Origin of the sequence: Aquimarina sp. AD10, from assembly GCF_003443715.1 — a bacterium.
Classification (GTDB): domain Bacteria; phylum Bacteroidota; class Bacteroidia; order Flavobacteriales; family Flavobacteriaceae; genus Aquimarina; species Aquimarina aggregata.
This window is the reverse complement of the sequence record NZ_CP031965.1, coordinates 5875876-5896781: the sequence shown is the minus strand read 5'-3', so window position 1 is coordinate 5896781 and position 20906 is coordinate 5875876. Positions and strand designations below refer to the sequence as shown.

Genomic DNA, 20906 nt, shown 5'->3' with positions numbered 1-20906 from the left:
GGGATATCACAATTTAAAATCTTCAAAATCTAAAGGATCAAAATTTCTAAAATGACCATTCATTTGTATCACTTCTTTGGCCCTATTCATTTCACGAACAACAGGAATTGTTATTTTTAAATGTCCGATAAGATAATTTAATCGTTCCAATTCACTTCGCAATGTTAACAAATGATACTCTTGATGTAATGCTAAACCTATTTTATGCGCTACCTGGTAACTTATAAAAGGAATATCAAAAGAAGGTGGGTTTTCTATGGTAAGCTCTACGTACAAAATCGCTATATTTTTTAATAGCTCTTCTTGCAACTCTTCTGCGGTACTATCATTATCGGTTAAAAACTCAACATCACCTCCTGCATATAGTTTACCTGGAAACCGTTTAAAGAAATTCTTAATTCTAAAAATTCTAGTTCCAACACAAACCACATCACTTTCTCCTTTTTCATACTTCTTAGACACTTTTTGAAGCTTTACTTCTGTACCATAATCTAATTTATTGTTTATATACGTTGGAACACCAAAAGAAATACCATCATTTTCGCAATCATTAATTAATTGCTGGTAACGTTCTTCAAAAATATGTAAAGGCAGACGTTCACCGGGATAAACAACTGTTTGCAATGGAAAAAGAGGTAACATGTTTTTTTATTAAAAATACTAATTAACCATCTTTATCACGCTTAAACACAAGTTAAAAATCTCAAAATCTATCGTTATAGTAGATTTTTTAGATAACTGGCGCTGATATCTCTAATTTTATTGATAATTTCGTAGGCTTAAATTCGTGACACGATGGAAAATGAAAATTTATTAGCAATTGCAAAAGAATTTGGGAGTCCGGTATATGTATACGACTCTTCAAAAATTATTTCACAGTATAATCGCCTTTCTGGAGCGTTTAAGAAGGTCAAACGATTAAAACTGAATTACGCAGTCAAGGCACTGTCTAATCTTGCAATTTTAAAGCTAATGAATTCGTTAGGAGCAGGATTAGATACTGTATCTGTTCAGGAAGTTAAACTAGGATTACTTGCAGGTGTAAAACCGAGTAATATCATTTTTACACCAAACGGTGTTTCCTTAGAAGAAATAGAACAAGTATCTGCTATGGGGGTTCAAATTAATATTGATAACCTATCTATTCTCGAGCAATTTGGAACAAAACACCCTAAAGTACCTGTATGCATCAGAGTTAATCCTCATGTAATGGCAGGCGGAAATAGCAATATTTCTGTTGGGCATATTGATAGTAAATTTGGGATATCTATTCATCAAATTCCTCATATTCTAAGAATTGTTGAAAATACTGGAATGAACATTAACGGTATACATATGCATACCGGAAGTGACATCCTAGATATCGAAGTTTTCTTATATGCAAGTGAAATATTATTCGAAACCGCAAAAAACTTTGAAAATTTAGATTTTATAGATTTTGGAAGTGGATTTAAAGTTCCTTACAAACCAGGAGATATAGAAACTAATATTGAAGAATTTGGCGAAAAACTCACCAAACGATTTAATTCATTTTGTAAAGAGTATGGAAAAGAAATAACTTTAGGTTTTGAGCCTGGAAAATTTCTTGTTAGTGAGTCTGGCTATTTTTTAGCAAATGTCAATGTAGTTAAACAAACTACCTCTACAGTTTTTGCCGGAATTGATAGTGGTTTTAATCACTTAATAAGGCCAATGTTTTATAACTCTCATCATGAAATTATAAACATCTCAAATCCAGAAGGAAAAGAGCGTTTTTATTCTATAGTTGGTTATATATGTGAAACAGATACATTCGCTACCAATAGACGTATTTCAGAAATTAAAGAAGGTGATATTATTGCCTTTAAGAATGCTGGAGCATACTGTTTTTCTATGGCGAGTAATTACAATTCAAGATATAGACCTGCCGAAGTATTATGGCATAATGGAGAGGCGCACCTTATTCGTAAAAGAGAAGTTTTTGAAGACCTGACAAAAAATCAAGTCGATGTAGATATATTTTCTAAAGAAGCAGCATCTGTTTCTTAAGATCAGTTATGTATTAATACAAAAAAAAGCATCGATTAGTATCGATGCTTTTTTTTGTATCTATAAAAACTACTCTTTGATACCTGGTTGTAGAATTTTGAAATTTTCTTTTTTCTTTGCAGCATCTACTATTCTTTTTACATCTTTCAACAAGTTTTTAGCATCATACACAACACCATCTTTGATTGTATACTTTACACCTCCTACTCTTGTTACAACATTATCTTCTGTTAACCTAATTGCTCCTGTACCATATAGAACTTTAAGGTTTTTTAGTGGATTTTCATCAATGATTACAAAATCTGCTAATTTTCCTACCTCAACAGATCCTATTTTATCAGCGACACCTAATGCTTCGGCTCCGTTTAACGTAGCTGCTCTTATCACCTCAAGGGGATGAAAACCCGCCTCTCTCATTAATTCTAATTCTCGAATGTAAGCAAACCCATATAATTGAAAAATAAAACCAGAATCCGAACCAACGGTTATCCTACCACCTCTATTCTTATATTCATTTATAAAAGTCATCCATAACCTATAATTTTCTTTCCAAGCTACTTCTTGCTCTGTACCCCAATCATGCCAATAGGATCCATGAGAAATTTTACTTGGCTGATAAAACCTCCAAAGTGACGGTAACGTATATAACTCATGCCACTCTGCTCTTCTTGCCCTTTGCAAATCCCTACTCGCTTCGTAAATATTAAAAGTTGGATCTATTGTAAAATCAAGTTCTAAAAGCTCATTCATTACTTTGTTCCAATGATCAGAAAATGGCTTTGCAGCTTGCTTCCAAAGTTTTCCTGCCTCTTCGAATCGGTCTTGCTCGTTTTGGTAATTATAGTCTAATGGATATTGTTGAACGGTTTTATCTTCAAACAAAGCCTCTGGTAATCCATACCAGTGCTCCATAGAGGTCAACCCAGCTCTCGCAGAATTCAAAACATTCCATCTTGCTACATCAGTTTGTGCATGATGACAAGCAGAACGCAATCCTAGTTTTTTATTCTCATCTAATGCTGCTGACATAATTTCTGGGGCAGCTCCAAATAACTTTATCCCATCAGCTCCTCTCTTTGCATTTTCTCTAACCCAATTCCTTGCCATTTCGGGTGTACTAATCGGGGCTTCACTTCCTTCACCAAAGCCTGTATACGCAAAGATTCTTGGGGCTACAATTTCGTTTTTGATACTAGATTTTTTTAATTCCAAAGTCCAACCCAAACCTCTACCACTTGGTTCTCGAACTGTAGTAACCCCATGCGCCATCCATAACTTAAACACATAATCAGCATCAGCTCCTTGAGCAACACCACCTATATGTCCATGCATGTCGACAAACCCTGGCAGGAGATACATTCCTTCTGCATCAATTTCTTTTCCTCCGGCTTTTAAAATTGGTCTTCTGTCGTTTTTAATAGGCACTCCTGGATACCCCACTACTTTAATCTCTTTTATCACATTATTTTCTACAACAATATCTAATGGACCTCTTGGAGGGGATCCATTACCATTGATTAAAGTTACCCCACGAATAATAAGTTGTTTAAATGGTCCTTCAGAAAATTCTTGAGCAAAAGACAGGTTGAATATTACATTAAAAACAAAACAAACGAGTAGTGATTTTTCTATTTTCATGGTTAGCAATTAAAATACATTTCGATTTATGAATAAACTTACAGAATTCAATACAAAACCAAGGCTCTTCTTTCAAAAAAAACAATAAACCACTGGTAATTACATCAAAAGCAATTACTTAACACCTGCGCAATACATTTTTCTTTACTTTTGACTTTCAATCAAATCACGTATAATCATGGGAAAATTAACATGGAATTCATTTACAAAAAAAATATACATTCATACCTCTGCTAAAAATCTATATAAACTCTGGGCTACTTCAGAAGGGATTACTTCGTGGTTTTTAAGAGAAGCGACCTATAAGAATTCCCGCGGGGGAATTAAAAAACAATCTGAATATATTGAAAAAGGAGATTCATATGTTTGGAAATGGCATAATTGGGATGGAAAAGAAGAAGGCACAGTACTAGAAGCTAATGGAGAAAACTATCTAGAAATTTCATTCGAATCTTCTAAGGTATCTGTTTCTTTAGAAGAAAAAAACAACATTACTATTGTAACTTTAAAACAATTTTCTATTCCTGAAGATGATAAAAGTAAATTACAAATACACTATGGGTGTAGTAATGGTTGGACTTTCTGGCTCACCAATCTAAAAGCTTTTATTGAACATGGTATTTTATTAAATGAAGTAGAAATAAATTTAAAAGAAAATGACCTAGCAGGTTATGAATTCGTAAACATGTAACCTTTATAATTTTTTGATATTCCTAATCAAGTGCTCTAATCCGTTTAATTTTAATTCATAAACGGTTTGAAGTTGTTGACCAAGTACGCCTTTCGGAAATCCTTTATTGTAATACCAAACTATATAATACTCTGGAAGATCTATCAAGTATCGATCTTTATACTTGCCGAATGGCATTTTAGTATGAGCTAATTTTAATAAAAACTCTCTTTGAAGTTGGGGATCCATTTGATTTAAAGCGAAGAAATTATTTGGTATAATCTCTATAGTACCAGAGAAGTGTTTTTATCTTTTTCTCCCATTTTGCTTGGTTTGCAGTATTTCTAGAATGATCTGTCTCTTCATCATATCTTTCCTGCATATTGATTCTCATTCGCTCAACCAACTTATACATTTTATTTAAATCTCGTCTTATATTTTTACCTGCTTTGTATTCTTTTAATCGCTTCCTCATAATTCTAGCATGCAACTCTGAAATATCAAAATGTAATTGTTCATGAAAGAGAAGATGATCAGACATTTGCCCTCGTTTCACCCACGAAAGAGATGGATAGCAAAAGCTATCTACTTGATAATTTAATTCTATATCACCTTTATCTTTACCGTAAGACCATTGGTAAGTTATCCCTGTATTTACACTTGCATCAAAAGTACTATTCATTTCAGGCCTACCCCTAAAGTCAGACCAATCAAGCTTACTTCTTTCAGCATAAGAGAATTTACCTACAAAACCATTATTAATGGGAAAAGATAAAAATAAAATAATAGTAAAGTACTTAATCATAATTGCAACAATTATGCCCAACCCAAAAGTTATATTGTTCACTATTTAATTATGTTAGCGTCCAATATGGGGCAAATATTGTCGACACAATTAAAATAGTCTTAATTTCCTTGATCCTAAATATACATGTATTTTTAAATTTCACATGACCAATTAGCATCTAAAATGTATAATTTTTCCACTGCATATATTCCAATTATATATAAGCAATTATAATGCCAAGAGCACCTAATTTTAAGATAAATTCATAAAAAAAGACAACTTATACAATATCAAATATATAGAAAAATCTTTTTTTATACTATTGAATATTAAAATTATTTTATCGTAAATAAAAATTCGATTATTTAATACAAGTAGACTGTATCCTCAGCATACTTTTTGACAGAATTATTCTACAAGTGTTAATTTTAAATCATTATCAAATTTTATAAGATATGCTGCATTATTGTAGTATCCTCCTATTATCTTTTTGGTGTAATTAAATTTGGTCTCTTCATACTCGGTAACACCTTCAAAAGAAACAGAATGATATAGGTCATCTGCGGTCCCTAAACGCATCAATATATCATATGTAATATCAAAACCTCGTACTGCCCAATTATTAGGTTCAACACCATACTCTTTTATATATCTTTTAACAAACGGAGACACCGATTTCTTTTCTTCTCCTTCAACTTCTTCTTTATCATATTCTTTATTCAAAGAAGGATAATGCATATGCAACTTTGACAACTGTTCATTTTTTATACTATCATCATCAAAAGCTGTATTCTTATCTGTAGTAAAAAGAGTTATATTATGACTTTCTGCTTTAGCATTCAACAGTGGCGTAACATTACTTATCATTGCAACATCGTCTGATTCCAGAAAAACCCAATTAGGTTTCCTTTCGTCTAATACTTTGTTAAGGTGCACCTCATAAAGATAATTACCTTCTTCAATTCTTGCTATTTTAGCTTCCGGAAATTTAGCTTTTAACTTTGCCTTTATAGCTTCATACTTAGGACTTTGTTGCACTATAATTACAATGTTTTTATCTATTGAATCTTTCTCAACAAAAGCAATGATTTTATCCTGCAATACTGCACTTGTAGGTCTTGTCTGAAAGAAGTTATCATACAAACTTGATTCTCTTTTAGATGCCGGAGAAAAAACAGGGGTATTATACTTATTAAGTGCCTCTGCAACTGTTTCTAAATTATTTTGAAACAATGGACCAATAACAGCATCTGCTTCATCGAAATTATTTTCGTTTATAAGCTTTGTTATATAATCTTTATTATTATTTTTCTTAGTATCAAATACGTTTAACTCTGTTGTAATCCCTTTTACTCTGGCCGAATCAACAGCGATCAAAATACCACTATACAAGTCTAAAGCTATTCTAAGACTTTGTTTTTTCTTTAAATAATCTGTTGTTTGTTGTCTGGTCTCTATATTTAGAGTATCCAAAGTAAACGGTAACATTACCGCCAATTTCTTTGGAGCAAAATTAGATAACTTATCCTCTAATGTAAGATACTTACCTTTCGGAACAATATCTAAGGCCAACGTATCTTTTTGTGGTATTGTAATTACCATACCCTCTTTTAAACCTTCTGCTAAGAATGGATTCATTTTTAGCAATGAATCTGAAGAAATACCCGTATTTCGTAAAATATTAAAGATTGTTTCTTTTGGCGGCACCTGATACAATACAAATCCCGATTCTAAAGTTTCTTCTACTGGAATAAAAACAGTGGTAGGAACAATAATTTCGGTACCTATCGGGAGATTTGGATCGATATTAGGATTAAGTCGTTCTAATTCTCCTATAGTAATACCATGTCTGCGCGCGATATTATATCTAGTATCTTTTGGTTTTATAATATAGGTAGTTGTTACTGACAGCCTATTTACAATACTATCCTTCACAACCTCTACAGGAGTTTCGACCTTGGCAAATACAGGAATTCTGATTTTATCCTTCTTCTTGATTTGCTCAGAATACAATCTTTTATTCTCTTTCTTTATATCTTCTACTGTAATTTTATACTTACCTGCAATCCCGTATAGCGTTTCCTTTCGTCTGACTTTATGAGTAATATATCGAACAATTTTCTTTTCTTCTGGAAGAACTTTTAAGCTATCTAAGACTTTACTTTTTCCATCTTGTATTTGCTCTTCTACATCTCTATTTTCCTCAATGTTTTTTTCAATTACACCTATCCTTAGAACCTGTCCCAAATTAATACCATTAACAGCTTCTGGATTAAGATTATAGATAACCTCTGGAGTCGTATTATATTTTTTAGAAAGGTTATATACAGTATCATCCTTTTCTACAACATGTGTTTTATATTCTTGATCATCAACCACTGGAATAGCCAAAATTTGACCTTCTTTAATTCCGTCTTTTGCAGTCGGATTAATTTTATATATAGCCTCGGGAGTAGTATTATAACGTTTTGCTATTCTATATACATTTTCTCCTTTAGTCACAGTATGACTCTTATATTGCTGTCCTATAGCATAATTACTCATGATCAACAATACACAGACCAATAAAAACTTTTTCATTTAGTTCTATTTTTAAATTCCCTTACTAAAAACCAACCTCTAATATACTACTATTCCCATTCTATTGTAGCAGGAGGTTTGGAGCTTATATCATATACTACTCTATTAACGCCTTTTACACGGTTTATTATTGCATTAGATGTTTTTTGTAAAAACTCATACGGTAAATTCACCCAGTCAGCAGTCATCCCATCTGTACTTTCGACCGCTCTTAATGCAACACAATTTTCATAAGTGCGTTCATCTCCCATAACCCCAACGCTCTGCACTGGTAATAATATTGCTCCTGCTTGCCAGACCTTATCATACAAACCATTTTCTTTTAAACCGTTTATAAAAATTGCATCTACTTCTTGCAAAATACGAACTTTTTCACTTGTAATATCTCCTAATATTCGTATTGCTAATCCTGGTCCCGGAAAAGGATGTCTACCCAATAATTCCTTATCCATACCCATAGATTTTCCGACACGTCTTACTTCATCTTTAAACAACATTTTTAATGGTTCGACAATCTTTAGTTTCATATAATCTGGTAATCCACCAACATTATGATGACTCTTTATCGTAGCACTTGGACCCCCAGTAACAGAAACACTTTCTATAACATCTGGATAAATAGTCCCTTGAGCCAACCAAGTAACATTTTCAATAGCATGTGCTTCATCGTCAAAAACTTCAATAAAAACTCGTCCTATAGCCTTACGTTTTTTTTCTGGATCGCTCTCACCTTCAAGAGCTTCCAAAAAACGTGCCGAAGCATCGACACCTTTAACGTTTAACCCCATACCTTTATATTGTTCCAAAACTCCTGAAAACTCATTCTTACGAAGTAATCCATTATTTACAAAAATACAATAGAGGTTTTCACCAATTGCTTTATGTAAAAGCATTGCAGCAACCGAAGAATCGACACCACCAGAAAGCCCTAAAACAACTTTATCATTACCTAATTGTTCCTTTAAATTACTTACGGTTTCCTCTACAAAAGAATCTGGAGTCCAATCTTGAACAACACCAGCTATATGTACCAAAAAATTCTCCAAAAGCTGCGTACCATCTTTAGAGTGGTATACTTCTGGATGAAATTGAATGGCATAGGTTTGTTCTCCTTCAATTTTAAAAGCTGCGTTTTCTACATCATGCGTACTTGCTAAAAGTTTGCTGTTTGTTGGTAATTCTTTTATGGTATCACTATGACTCATCCACACTTGCGAACCATCAGAAATATTTCTAAATAATTCATTGTCGTTAACATAAGATAAATTTGCGCGTCCGTACTCTCGCGTATTTGATTCAGCTACTTTACCGCCTCCAAAATGCGCCAAGTATTGAGCTCCATAACAAATACCTAGTAGTGGTTTGTTACCTTGTATTTTTTTAAGATTTGGATGTGCTACATTATCTCCTCTAACCGACAATGGACTACCTGATAATATTACAGCCTTATAACTGTCAATGTCCTCTGGTGGTTTATTATATGGATGTATTTCTGAATAAATATTGAGCTCTCTTACTCGACGCCCAATAAGTTGTGTTACCTGTGACCCGAAGTCTAAAATAAGTACCTTGTTGTTTTGCATAGGCAAAAATAAAATTAAATTACAACCCTCGAAATCCTGAAGGCAATAAATTTTAACTTTATTTATTATTTGATTATTTAATCAAATAAATTCTTTTTCATATTCTTAATTCATTTCCTGTTTTTACGTTAATTATTCATAAATCGTTAACTGAACCCATAAAAATCTTATAATTTTGAGGAAAACTTTGTTGTGATGCCAGATATTATTTTTTCTTCAATTATAAGAGACTTAAAAGCAGCTTTAACTACTCGGGATCACTCTTTTAGATATTTTACGCTGGCAACTACAGATAATTACGGTATTCCAAAAATAAGAACGATGGTATTGCGTGGGGCTGATAATAACTTAAATATTACTATTTATACTGATAAACGTTCTTCAAAAATTTCTCATATTGCTAAACAAGATAGGGTAAGCCTTTTGTTTTTTGATCCAGAAAGATTAGTTCAAGTTTCTATACAGGCCAAAGCAAAAATCGAAGAAGATGATCAAACCTTAAAAAACATTTGGGAAAATATACCTCAAAAATCTAAAAAGGATTACACTACAAAATTTGCCCCCGGATCTGAAATACAAAAACCTGAAGCTGTAGATTACCTAGAAAACAAACATTATTTTTCTGCTATTACCTTTGTTCCTGAAAGTATAGAATATTTACGTTTAAAAAAGCCAAATCATATGCGAGTCTTATTTAAGAAAAAAAATAGCAACTGGAATGGTAATTATTTGGTTCCTTAAATAAAAGATAATAATTGTATATTGCCCTTGTAACATACTAGTTATACAAAAGAACAACTTAAGGGGATATATGAAAAAAAAAATTCTAAACACCGAAAAAATCATTGGTTTCTCGGCGATATTCATCAGTTTGCTTACACTTATTATTTTCTTATACCAAACTAAGATAATTAGCAAACAAGCAAGGCTATCTGTTACTCCCAGACTAACTTTCACAGCCGGCGTAGGTCATTTTGATGACGTTATAAAATTTAGTGTTGGAATAAAAAACAATGGGTTGGGTCCTGCTATTATTGATTCTACAGCCATTTTTGCTAATAACAAATACTACCCTCTTAATTTTAAAGATTTTACAAAAAAAAACTATCCGCAAGCTGACACTATTATTTCTAACTCAAGTACAAATATTATTGCAAGAGGAGCTACCATATTGCCAAATAATGAAGTACAAATAGCTGAGGCTGTTGTCCCCAATGAAAAAATAGCATCCTATTATAAAATGTATAATTTACCCATAGGAAGTACCGATTTTCCTTTTGACGTTATTATATATTACTCCTCTATTTATGAAGAAAAGTGGAAAGTGTCTCTAAAGACTGTAGGACACCCAATTGAGTTATAGTTTTTACTATAGTAATGATACGCTTTCTATCGCTTTAATAAAGCTTCAAAATTCTTGAATATTTTCCTATCTGTTTTTTTAATGGGTAAACATATTTTGTTTCTACAAAACAACATTATCAATTTAAAGATCCTAATTAAAAAGTATACTTAAGAACAAAAGTTCTTTTTGTTGTTATATAAAAACACACTTGTTTATATCTCAAAAAGATTCGTATTAAGTTATTGTAAAATCTTGACTCCACGCACTCATTTGTTATTCAAAAACACACCTAACAAAACCTATTTAATTATCTAAAAATCAAATAATTAAAATCGTGTCCCGCTTTTGTCCCTGTTCTTTTTTTTTGAAAACACATCAATGATTATAGGTTTGATTCTTAAATGAAGAATTCAACATCAAACACATAATCATGAAAAAAATTAACACTTCAAAAAGCAAGTTTATAACTGCTAATTGCTTGCTCTTTATACTCTGGATAGCAAGTACATTATATGTTCATGCACAAACCAATTATAGTAGCAGTACTCGTAAACCTGGCAACGTAGGTTATATAAAAAATTCAGGAGGAGAAGGACAGTACAGAAATGCAGCTGGAAGAGTCGTTATTTTTAATCCAGATGGTTCCAGAACAACTAATGAGAATTTTTATGTATCATATACTAACAATTGGTGGCCGAATGTAAAATTCGAAGTACAACGAGAAGGTGGTGCAGGCACCAGAAACGGTATGTTCATGGATACTGGTCACTTATATCTCATAGGAGATTGGGACAATAATTCTAATAGTGAAAATATCATTTTTGGGTTCAATAGCAATCTAAGATCCAGAGTAAGCGAAAAAATGCGTCTTACGCAAAATGGTTTCTTAGCCCTTGGTACTACAACTCCAAAGGGAATGCTTCATGTAAATGGAGATACTTATTCCAAAGGACATGTTTATCTGTATGCGTATGAAGGGGATGGTAATTCAGGAACAGCCTATCTACAGGCCAGAGACAAATCAAATAGTTCAAATATAGGACTTCAGTTAAGAACTCAAAATGTGGGTAATATTGTTAACGCACTTAAAATTAACCCTAATGGTAATGTGGGTATAGGAACTACTGATCCTGAACAAAAACTGCATGTTGATGGAAACACAAAAATCAATGGAAGCATACAAACGAACGGAAATACATATTCAAAGGGAAACCTTTCTTTATTTGCCAATGAAGGTGAAAACCAATCAGGAACTGCATATTTACAAGCTAAAGATGAATCTGGTCGTTCTTCAATAGGGTTTCAATTAAGAAGTCAAAATACAGGTAATTTCATCAATGCACTTAAAATCAATCCTAACGGCAATATTGGAGTTGGTACTACCGAGCCTAGCGAAAAACTAGAAATTCAAGGAAATATAAAGACCTCAACCGGAAGTGCTATTCTTCTTCAAAAGGGAGTTTTGTCTGATCAAGAAGGTCTTTATCTAATTGGAGATCGCGACAATACCTCAGAAAATGAAGATATCATCTTTGGTTTTGATGGTAACTCTCGCGAATCCATACAAGAAAAAATGAGGTTAACAGATGAGGGCTATTTAGGTATTGGCACCAATACCCCTTCAGAAAAGCTAGAAGTACTAGGGAAAATTAAAGCCAGCTCTTTTGTGACTTCTCTACAAAGTTTTCCCGATTACGTTTTTGAAAAAGATTACAAATTACAACCGCTTATCGAGGTTAAAAAATATGTCGAAGCACATCATCATTTACCTGGTATGCCTTCAGAAAAAGAGGTTCTAAAAAACGGTTTAGACATCAGAGAAATTACTGTTTTATCTGTTGAGAAAATTGAAGAGCTATTCCTGCATACCATAACACAACAAACAATCATAGAAGAACAAAAAGAAATTACTGCCAAACAACAATCATTTATGATATCACAACAAGAAATAATTAAAAAACTAGAACAGCGCATAGCTAATTTAGAAAGATCAAGATAATACTATGCTAACCCTATATAACAACTACACAATCATGAAAAACTTAATGAAGAAAAAAACTAGTACTCTAAAAAAAAAGTATTACATCATTCTAAAGACCACATTAATAATACTATTCTGGACACTTACACTACAGACAGGCCATGCCCAATACAGCAATAGTAGTAACACTAACCCCGCCACACACAAAATAGGATCTAATAGAGCTAGAGTAATTTTTTTTAATGATGATGAATCGAATCACAAAAATGAAAACTTCTATGTCTCCTTTGGAAAACAAAATAATTGGTGGAATAACGTAAAACTAGAAGTTCAACGTGAAGGAGGTGTTAGCGCCCGTAATGGAATGTTTATGGACCGAAGCCACCTGTATTTAGTAGCCGATTGGGATAATATAGGAAATCGAGAAGATATTGTTTTTGGATTTAATGGAAATAGAAGATCTACTATTCAAGAAAAAATGCGATTAACAGATCAAGGAAGACTAGGTATTGGAACTTCGAATCCAAAAGGAAAACTGCACCTTAAACATTCTAGCACTTCGTATGACGGATCAGGATTTATATTAGAAAACAATACCTCTTCGTCTGTTTATAACATTATAAATTCTAATAACAATCTTTTTATTGGTTTTAATAATAATCGTAACAGCAACTTTCCTCAAAATTCGTATCAACATCGCTTCTTTATAAAATCTAATGGAAATATTGGTATTGGTACCACAGATCCAAAAGAAAAACTTCATGTTAATGGTAACTCTTTTCTGAAAGGAAATTTTCAATTATTTGCAAATGAAGGAGAAAATAAATCTGGAACGGCTTATATACAAGGAAGGGATAAATCTGGTAGTTCGAATATTGGACTTCAACTACGAAGTCAAAAAATGGGTAATATTATTAATGCCCTTAAAATTAATCCAGATGGAAATATAGGAGTTGGTACAACTGCACCTAGTGAAAAACTAGAAATACATGGTAATCTTAAAACGGGAATAGAACATAATATACTGTTGCAACAAGGAACCCTATCTGATAATAAAGGATTGTATCTTATTGGGGATCGAGATAATACCTCAGAAAGCGAAGATATCATTTTTGGATTTGACGGTAACTCTCGTGAATCTATACAAGAAAAAATGAGATTAACAGATGAAGGGTATTTAGGTATCGGAACCAATGTCCCCACTGAAAAACTAGAAGTATTAGGTAAAATCAAAGCCAGTTCTTTTGTTACTTCTCTACAAAGTTTCCCCGATTATGTATTTGATGAAGATTACAAATTACAACCCCTTACCGAGATAAAAAAGTATGTTGAAATGCACCAGCATTTACCGGGAATGCCTTCTGAAAAAGAAATTATAAAAAAAGGACTTGATCTCAAAGAAATTACTGTTATATCTGTTGAGAAAATTGAAGAATTATATCTCTATACTATAAAACAACAAGAAGTAATTAAAGAACAAGAAGAAATCAATACCAAACTACAGTTACTCATGAGTTTTCAGCAAGAAATAACTCACAAACAAGAGTTAATGATCAAAAAACTCGAACAACGAATAGTACAATTAGAAAAAACTAAATAAAAGATACTCAATTGCTTTTAAAATTTTAAAAACAACATTATGAAACACACACTTTTTTTATCAAAGTGCATTTTAAAGGATAAAGTAGGGGTTGTAATATTGATTCATATACTTATTTCTACATTTAGTTTATCCGCACAAATTGGGCCCATTGGGCCCATAAACCCACCCAGTAATGGAATCACCATACTTAATAGTTCTAATAAAGGTATGGTAAATCACTTTCATAAAGACAGTCGCGGTGGTGGTGAAGATTTTTATTTTTCATCTGGATCTGGAAATTGGAGAAACAGAGTTCAATTTAGAATCCACACGAATGGTACTGTAAGTACAACAAGTGGTATGTATACAGATCACGGAAATCTATATCTAGTGGCAGATTGGGATAATTCTCATAATAATGAAGATATTATTTTTGGTTTTGATAGCTATCAAATCAACAACGTTAAAGAGAAAATGCGTCTCACTGATGAAGGAAGGTTAGGTATCGGAACTGCTAACCCTAAAGGAGTGCTTCATATTAAGCATACTAGTCCCTTATATGACGGTGCGGGATTTATATTAGAAAACCATACTTCTTCTTCTACTTATAATATTATAAATTCTAATAACAATCTTTTTATTGGTTATAATAATAATCCTAATGCTAACTATCCTCAAAGCTCATATAAAGATCGTTTCTATATAAAATCTAATGGAAATATTGGTATTGGTACCATAAATCCAAAAGGAAAACTTCATGTAAATGGAGATACCTATACAAGTGGAAAACTGTATGTCGACAATAATACTTATGTAAAAGGAAATGTATCCTTATTTGCAAACGAAGGAGAAAATAAATCAGGAACAGCCTATCTACAGGCAAAAGATAAATCAGGAAACTCTAATATTGGGTTTCAATTTAGAACCCAAAAAGCTGGTAATTTCATTAATACTCTTAAAATTAATCCTAATGGCAATGTAGGGATTGGAACAACTGAACCTACAGAAAAACTAGAAATTCAAGGAAACATCAAGATTTCAGATGGTAACAATATTCTTTTACAAAAGGGTACCTTATCTGATCAAGAAGGATTATATCTGATCGGAGATCGCGACAATACCTCAGAAAACGAAGATATCATTTTTGGGTTTGATGGAAACTCTCGTGAGTCGATACAAGAAAAAATGAGATTAACAGATGAAGGATATTTAGGTATCGGAACCAATGTACCAACAGAAAAACTGGAAGTCTTGGGCAAAATTAAAGCTAGTTCTTTTGTGACTTCTCTACAAAGTTTTCCCGATTACGTTTTTGAAAAAGATTACAAATTACAACCGCTTATCGAGGTTAAAAAATATGTCGAAGCACATCATCATTTACCTGGTATGCCTTCAGAAAACAATGTCCTAAAAAATGGTTTGGACATCAAAGATATCAGTGTAAAATCAGTAGAAAAAATCGAAGAGCTATTTCTTTACGTGATCCAACAACAAGAAATTATTCAAAATTTAAAACAACGAATTGAACAATTAGAAAAACCTTAATAAAACTCAATAAACCTATTTAAAAATTAAACAATGAAAAGCACAATTATTATTCATGCTATTTTGATTGCAACTTTGTTTAGTTCAAGTCAATTAACAGCACAAACCAGCACTAATAAACCAAGATCAAGTGCTTCAATTTTTGGTAGAAATAATGCCATTGTAATGCATATGAACGATGATGGTTCAAGTCATAAAGATGAAGAATTTTTTGTCTCTCGTGGTAAAGGAAGTTGGTATAACAACATACGTTTTAGAGTTCACGCCAACGGCACAATCAGTACGATGAATGGTATACATGCTGATGCAGGTAATCTCTACCTAATTGCTGACTGGGATAATTCTCGAAATACTGAAGACATCATTTTTGGATTTGATGGCTATCAAAAAGAGAGAATTAAAGAAAAAATGCGATTAACCGATGAAGGAAGATTAGGAATAGGCACTTCTAACCCCAAAGGGAAGCTACATGTAACAGGCAATATCTATGCAAAAGGACATGTTTATTTGCATGCCTACGAAGGAGATGGAAAATCTGGAACCGCCTATCTACAAGCTCGAGACAAATCTAACGATTCTAAAATAGGCCTTCAATTACGCAGTAAAAATGGTAGCAGCATTATCAATGCTCTTAAAATTAACCCAAATGGTAATGTGGGTATCGGAACAACAGATCCCACAGAAAAACTTCATGTAAATGGAAATACCTATGCAAAAGGAAATGTTCAGTTATTTGCAAATGAAGGAGAAAACCAATCAGGAACCGCCTATCTACAGGCAAAAGATGGATCTGGAACCTCTAATATTGGACTTCAGTTTAGAACCCAAAAAGAAGGTAATTTTATCAATGCTTTTAAAATTGATCCCACTGGTAATATCGGGGTTGGAATTACCTCACCATCCGAAAAACTAGACGTACAAGGGAATATTACCACAGCTTCTGGTCACAATATACTTCTTAAACAAGGAACACTATCTGACGATACAGGGTTATATCTTATAGGAGATCGTGATGGTAACTCGGAAAGCGAGGATATCATTTTTGGTTTTGATGGAAATTCTCGTGAATCTATTCAAGAAAAAATGAGATTAACGGATGAAGGATATTTAGGAATCGGAACCAGTGTACCAACAGAAAAACTGGAAGTTTTGGGTAAAATTAAAGCCAGTTCTTTTGTTACATCGCTTCAAAGTTTTCCAGATTATGTTTTTGACCCTGACTATAAAAAACGTTCGCTTTCTTCTGTGGAATCCTATGTTACTACACATAGGCATCTTCCAAACATGCCCAGTGAAAAAGAAATCGTAGAAAAAGGAATGAATATTCCTAAAATAGTTACCAAGTCTGTAGAAAATATAGAAGAAATATACCTACACCTCATCGAACTAGAAAAGAGAATAAAAACACTAGAAGCTGAAAATACAATACTAAAAAGGAAACAACAGAAATAAACCACCTATTTACTTATTTCCTAAAAAACAACAACTTATGAAAAATATATTTATATCATGTCGATATCATGTGCTAATAGTTCTCTTTGCACTATCAAACCTATATTTTGGAGCAGCACAAGAATTACGAATACCTTCTTCAGGAGAACTTCCTGAAGGAGCTTATATTAAAGGTCTCTATCACTTACAGGCCGATGATCCTGCTGGTCAATATATTAAAGAATCTGACGGAATATTAAGTTATGACACTTTTAATACTGCCGCTAGCAAGTTTTATTTTTGGGGTATAGAAAACGCCTTTAAAGGAACGTTTCAACTCTATAGCGCACGAATTGGAAGTGAAGGTAAACCCTTAAGTATTACCAATGACGGTACTACTCGATTTGCTACTACCGTAGATGAAGATAGATCTCACCTGCTATTACAAATGTATCCTGAAGGCCCTATGAATGATAGCAATAATCCCAAAGCATCAAAAGCTATCATAGTTACAGAATCTCTTACCGAATATAGTGATACAAATTGTAAATGTAATGTGCTACAAATAGAAGGAAATTCCAAATTTAAAATCATTCGTTCTGAAAATGATAGTTTTAATGAATACCGCCCTATTGTTTTTGAAAAAGCGAGTATTAATAATACTGGTATTATTAGCGAAATAAACGATCAAACGATTATCACACAACCCGAAACGCAACACTTTCAGAACTTTGTCTCTACTAATTTTTATGTCAAAAATTTTGCAGAAGATGATTTTAAAGTAAACATCACGCCGGGTACTCAAGGAACAATAGGTTTTTTGCATTATACCCATCATCATTATACTAAAAATGTTTTTGCCAATGCAAAACCTCAAATTGGTATTAAAATAATAGACGACAAAATTTCATTATTTTATCTTTCTGGTAATCAACCACTTCCTTTTAGTCAAGAAGGAATTGGACATGAAATACTTACAGATTTCGTATTTGGACAAGACATCACCTTTGGTTTTAGCGGTCAAGATGTATTCGTGGCATCTCAAGGGGATAAGGTTTTTGAACTAAAAGGTGCGGTTCCCACAGAGTTTTTCTTCAATCAATCAATTACCCGAACCGCTCGCGCAATCGCAAGACTTAAAAAAGGGGAAATTACTATAGCTTCTACCCCAAAGAATTTTCTTATAGGATCGGCAAATGACAAAGGGGATAATGATGGTTCAAATTTTATCTCTACAAATGCTTATTTACCCTATAATCAAGGAAAAGCATTTGTTAATACTTTTAACTGGCAACAGACCCAATGGGATGTAAGGTATATTGGCGATAATGGCTTAGTAGAAGAACGCGTATTTAGCCCATTTTATTCTAACGAAATAGATTTTGCAGGTATATCAGCTAAGTATAGTCCTAATGGTAGTTATCTAGGAGGAGAAGACTTTTCTGCAGTAGAAGGTTGGGAATTGATAAAATCTAACTTAGGATACAATGCAGATGGTACAAAGAGAAATCAAGCTTCAGTATATCCATATGCCATACTCTATGATAGGATTAGTGGAACTCTTAGAGTATTTATGTATACTAAAAATGAAAGCATTGCCAACCAGTTAACAATTAGCCTTAAAATGGACAGGGGACTTCCTGGGAATCAATCTAATGACCCAAGTTATACTCCAAAACTATGGGGTGGTCTACAACAGTTTGAGGCACTTAATAATTCTGAAAGCTCTGCTTATAGCCGTTCACTACCGTATCTAGCCAGTCCAGGGCGTAGCTGGTACTTTGCAGATTTTGTAATGGAGTATGACCCTTGTATAGATTTTTTTGAATCTAGTATTAAAATTAATGTTACAAAAACTACTCAAGGTGACTTAACCATGATTGGTCGTTTAGAAGGAGGGGCAATACCCGCAGGAACCCAAGAATATGATGATTGGCAAAATAACAAAGATAAGTTCTTACTTGGAGCCATGGATAACGATTTTGGAGAATTAGAAAACACATTGGGCGATGTAACCTTTAATCAATATGAAAACTTTAATGCCAAAGAGTTTACCGAAGAAATTACCGGAACTTTAGAAGGTAAAGAAATCCAAGCATGGGAAAAAGAAGCTGCACGTTTAGAATGGGAGGGCAAAAATCAAATTGCAAATGCTGAAATTGCCGACGGAAGTTTTAAAATAGCTGAGGGCGTTGCTAAAATAGCTGAAGGCGCAGCTAAAATGAATTCTAATCCATTAAAGTTTTTGGGGTTTAAAATTGGCGAAGGTGGAGCGAAAATCGCTCAAGGCGCAGCAAAAATCGGACAAGGTGGAGCTACTGTTGCAAAAGGAAATTCTAGAAAAAAAGTAGCCTATGCTAGAAAACTATACTATGATAACATCAAAGACAAGACAAAACGAAGTGATCAAAATATTAAACTATCCATTCCTCCTCCTCGTCCGCAAGCTGTATTTGGTGAAATTGCATTAAAAGGTACTTTATCTATTGAAACTACATTAATAAATGCCGAATTTATCGCTACACCAGGAGCAAAAAATTCAGATAACACTCCAGAATGGTATAATAATGGTACTAGAGGTGCTGCGCCTTTATACAATAAGGATATGGGGAAATTTTCCTTGCTTAAATCTCCTAAATTTGGCATCAAAATAATACATGACAAAAGTTTTGGGTATAGTGCTTATTTAAAAACCAAAGAAAAGCCTTACATCGTTCATAATGCACAAGCACTTGGTAAGCTAGATGATATTTTTAAAATTGCAGTACATGTAGAAACTTTTAATCGCACCGGGAAAAGAATCAGTGGATTTACAAGTAATGGATACACGAACTTTTTTGGTAACGATATCAATAATCCTTTACCTGGTAATATGGATATTACATCATTAATTGATTGGGAGCAAATACAAAAAAATATAAGAGCAAATGGTGATATCAATACAGAACTATCATCATGGATTCGTGTATCTTATGAAATATGGTCTTTAACCTTAAGTAATATTAAATCTCGTGATTTGGCAAGAGTATTTGCTAATGGGGACAATTATTATAGAGGAGAAAGTGAGTTTCACTACAGTAAAGAAGAAGCTGCATCTTTATATCATTTTGAAAACAGAGCAAAACAGCTCGCTAATGCTCAATTTAATGAATATACTTTTGTAGATAATTCTGATTGGGGTTTACAGTATAACTTATACAATACGCAATCTGATTTTGAAGATTTAATGCTCCAGTATTGTGCAAGTTTAAATTCAAACGCAAAACGTAGCAACCCTGCTCCAGAAGATCTACCAGAAACAATACCGCTCTTAAAAACGCAAGAAGACCTTTCTGTATACCCGAACCCGAGTAAACTAGTTACAAATTTTAATCTAAATACTCATGAACAAGGAAAAGTTTTAATTTCATTATTAGATATGTCCGGTAAGGAATTATTAAAAACTGACGACTTTTTGAATGGAAGAGATCTATTAACAGGAACTATTAGTATTCAAGCATTAATTCCTGGTATCTATATTCTTAAAGTAATATTGCCAAGTGGAAAGCGAATTACTAGAAAGATTATAAAAAATTAAGATTACATTTATACTGATTTTCTTAATGCGAATACCCCGGTACTTATACTGGGGTATTTTTTTGTATTATGACGGACTCAGATCAATACATTAGCTATTTTAGATCAAAATTACTATTACGTTACCCGATTGTTAAGCACACAAAAAAACTGAATCAAA

At 33.0% G+C, this 20906-nt stretch carries 15 protein-coding genes; 9 read left to right on the top strand and 6 right to left on the bottom strand.

The window, feature by feature from the left end:
- Positions 1-6: 6 nt before the first annotated feature.
- Positions 7-642: an LON peptidase substrate-binding domain-containing protein gene (locus D1816_RS24610; protein WP_118506073.1), complete on the bottom strand. Its 636-nt coding sequence runs from the start codon at positions 640-642 to the stop codon at positions 7-9.
- 153 nt (positions 643-795) lie between these two features.
- Here D1816_RS24610 and lysA point away from each other — a divergent pair, with 153 nt between their 5' ends.
- Positions 796-2028 (top strand): diaminopimelate decarboxylase, encoded by a 1233-nt coding sequence (gene lysA / locus D1816_RS24605; protein WP_066313738.1) that lies wholly within the window; start codon positions 796-798, stop codon positions 2026-2028.
- Between the two features lie 69 nt (positions 2029-2097).
- Here lysA and D1816_RS24600 read toward each other — a convergent pair whose 3' ends face one another.
- A complete protein-coding gene (locus D1816_RS24600) occupies positions 2098-3666 on the bottom strand; it encodes an amidohydrolase family protein (protein WP_118506072.1) in 1569 nt (522 codons plus the stop codon).
- A 178-nt stretch (positions 3667-3844) separates the two neighbouring features.
- Here D1816_RS24600 and D1816_RS24595 point away from each other — a divergent pair, with 178 nt between their 5' ends.
- Positions 3845-4357, top strand: a complete 513-nt coding sequence (locus tag D1816_RS24595) for an SRPBCC domain-containing protein (protein WP_118506071.1) — start codon at positions 3845-3847, stop codon at positions 4355-4357.
- Between the two features lie 3 nt (positions 4358-4360).
- Here D1816_RS24595 and D1816_RS24590 read toward each other — a convergent pair whose 3' ends face one another.
- The 4 genes from D1816_RS24590 to guaA form a co-directional block, all read right to left on the bottom strand.
- Entirely contained in the window at positions 4361-4585 is a 225-nt protein-coding gene (locus D1816_RS24590) for a DUF3820 family protein (RefSeq protein ID WP_066313741.1), read from the bottom strand.
- 19 nt (positions 4586-4604) lie between these two features.
- Positions 4605-5141, bottom strand: a complete 537-nt coding sequence (locus D1816_RS24585) for a DUF922 domain-containing protein (protein ID WP_066314615.1) — start codon at positions 5139-5141, stop codon at positions 4605-4607.
- Positions 5142-5531: 390 nt separating this feature from the next.
- Positions 5532-7703: a LysM peptidoglycan-binding domain-containing protein gene (locus tag D1816_RS24580; RefSeq protein WP_118506070.1), complete on the bottom strand. Its 2172-nt coding sequence runs from the start codon at positions 7701-7703 to the stop codon at positions 5532-5534.
- Positions 7704-7753: 50 nt separating this feature from the next.
- A complete protein-coding gene (gene guaA / locus D1816_RS24575; protein WP_118506069.1) occupies positions 7754-9286 on the bottom strand; it encodes a glutamine-hydrolyzing GMP synthase in 1533 nt (510 codons plus the stop codon).
- A gap of 195 nt (positions 9287-9481) precedes the next feature.
- On the opposite strand from guaA, the gene D1816_RS24570 reads away from it, so the two are divergent.
- The 7 genes from D1816_RS24570 to D1816_RS24540 all read left to right on the top strand — a co-directional run bounded on the left by D1816_RS24570 (position 9482) and on the right by D1816_RS24540 (position 20747).
- Entirely contained in the window at positions 9482-10027 is a 546-nt protein-coding gene (locus tag D1816_RS24570; protein ID WP_118506068.1) for a pyridoxamine 5'-phosphate oxidase family protein, read from the top strand.
- A 70-nt stretch (positions 10028-10097) separates the two neighbouring features.
- Positions 10098-10649: a hypothetical protein gene (locus tag D1816_RS24565; RefSeq protein ID WP_118506067.1), complete on the top strand. Its 552-nt coding sequence runs from the start codon at positions 10098-10100 to the stop codon at positions 10647-10649.
- A 412-nt stretch (positions 10650-11061) separates the two neighbouring features.
- The gene (locus tag D1816_RS24560; RefSeq protein WP_118506066.1) at positions 11062-12630 is read left to right on the top strand and encodes a hypothetical protein; all 1569 of its coding nucleotides are present in this window, start codon (positions 11062-11064) and stop codon (positions 12628-12630) included.
- A 34-nt stretch (positions 12631-12664) separates the two neighbouring features.
- Positions 12665-14212, top strand: coding sequence for a hypothetical protein (locus D1816_RS24555; RefSeq protein ID WP_147405040.1), 1548 nt, complete (start codon positions 12665-12667; stop codon positions 14210-14212).
- A 39-nt stretch (positions 14213-14251) separates the two neighbouring features.
- Positions 14252-15739: a hypothetical protein gene (locus D1816_RS24550; RefSeq protein WP_118506064.1), complete on the top strand. Its 1488-nt coding sequence runs from the start codon at positions 14252-14254 to the stop codon at positions 15737-15739.
- 33 nt (positions 15740-15772) lie between these two features.
- Positions 15773-17191, top strand: coding sequence for a hypothetical protein (locus tag D1816_RS24545; RefSeq protein ID WP_066313752.1), 1419 nt, complete (start codon positions 15773-15775; stop codon positions 17189-17191).
- A 37-nt stretch (positions 17192-17228) separates the two neighbouring features.
- The gene (locus tag D1816_RS24540) at positions 17229-20747 is read left to right on the top strand and encodes a T9SS type A sorting domain-containing protein (protein ID WP_118506063.1); all 3519 of its coding nucleotides are present in this window, start codon (positions 17229-17231) and stop codon (positions 20745-20747) included.
- The last annotated feature ends 159 nt before the right edge of the window (positions 20748-20906 follow it).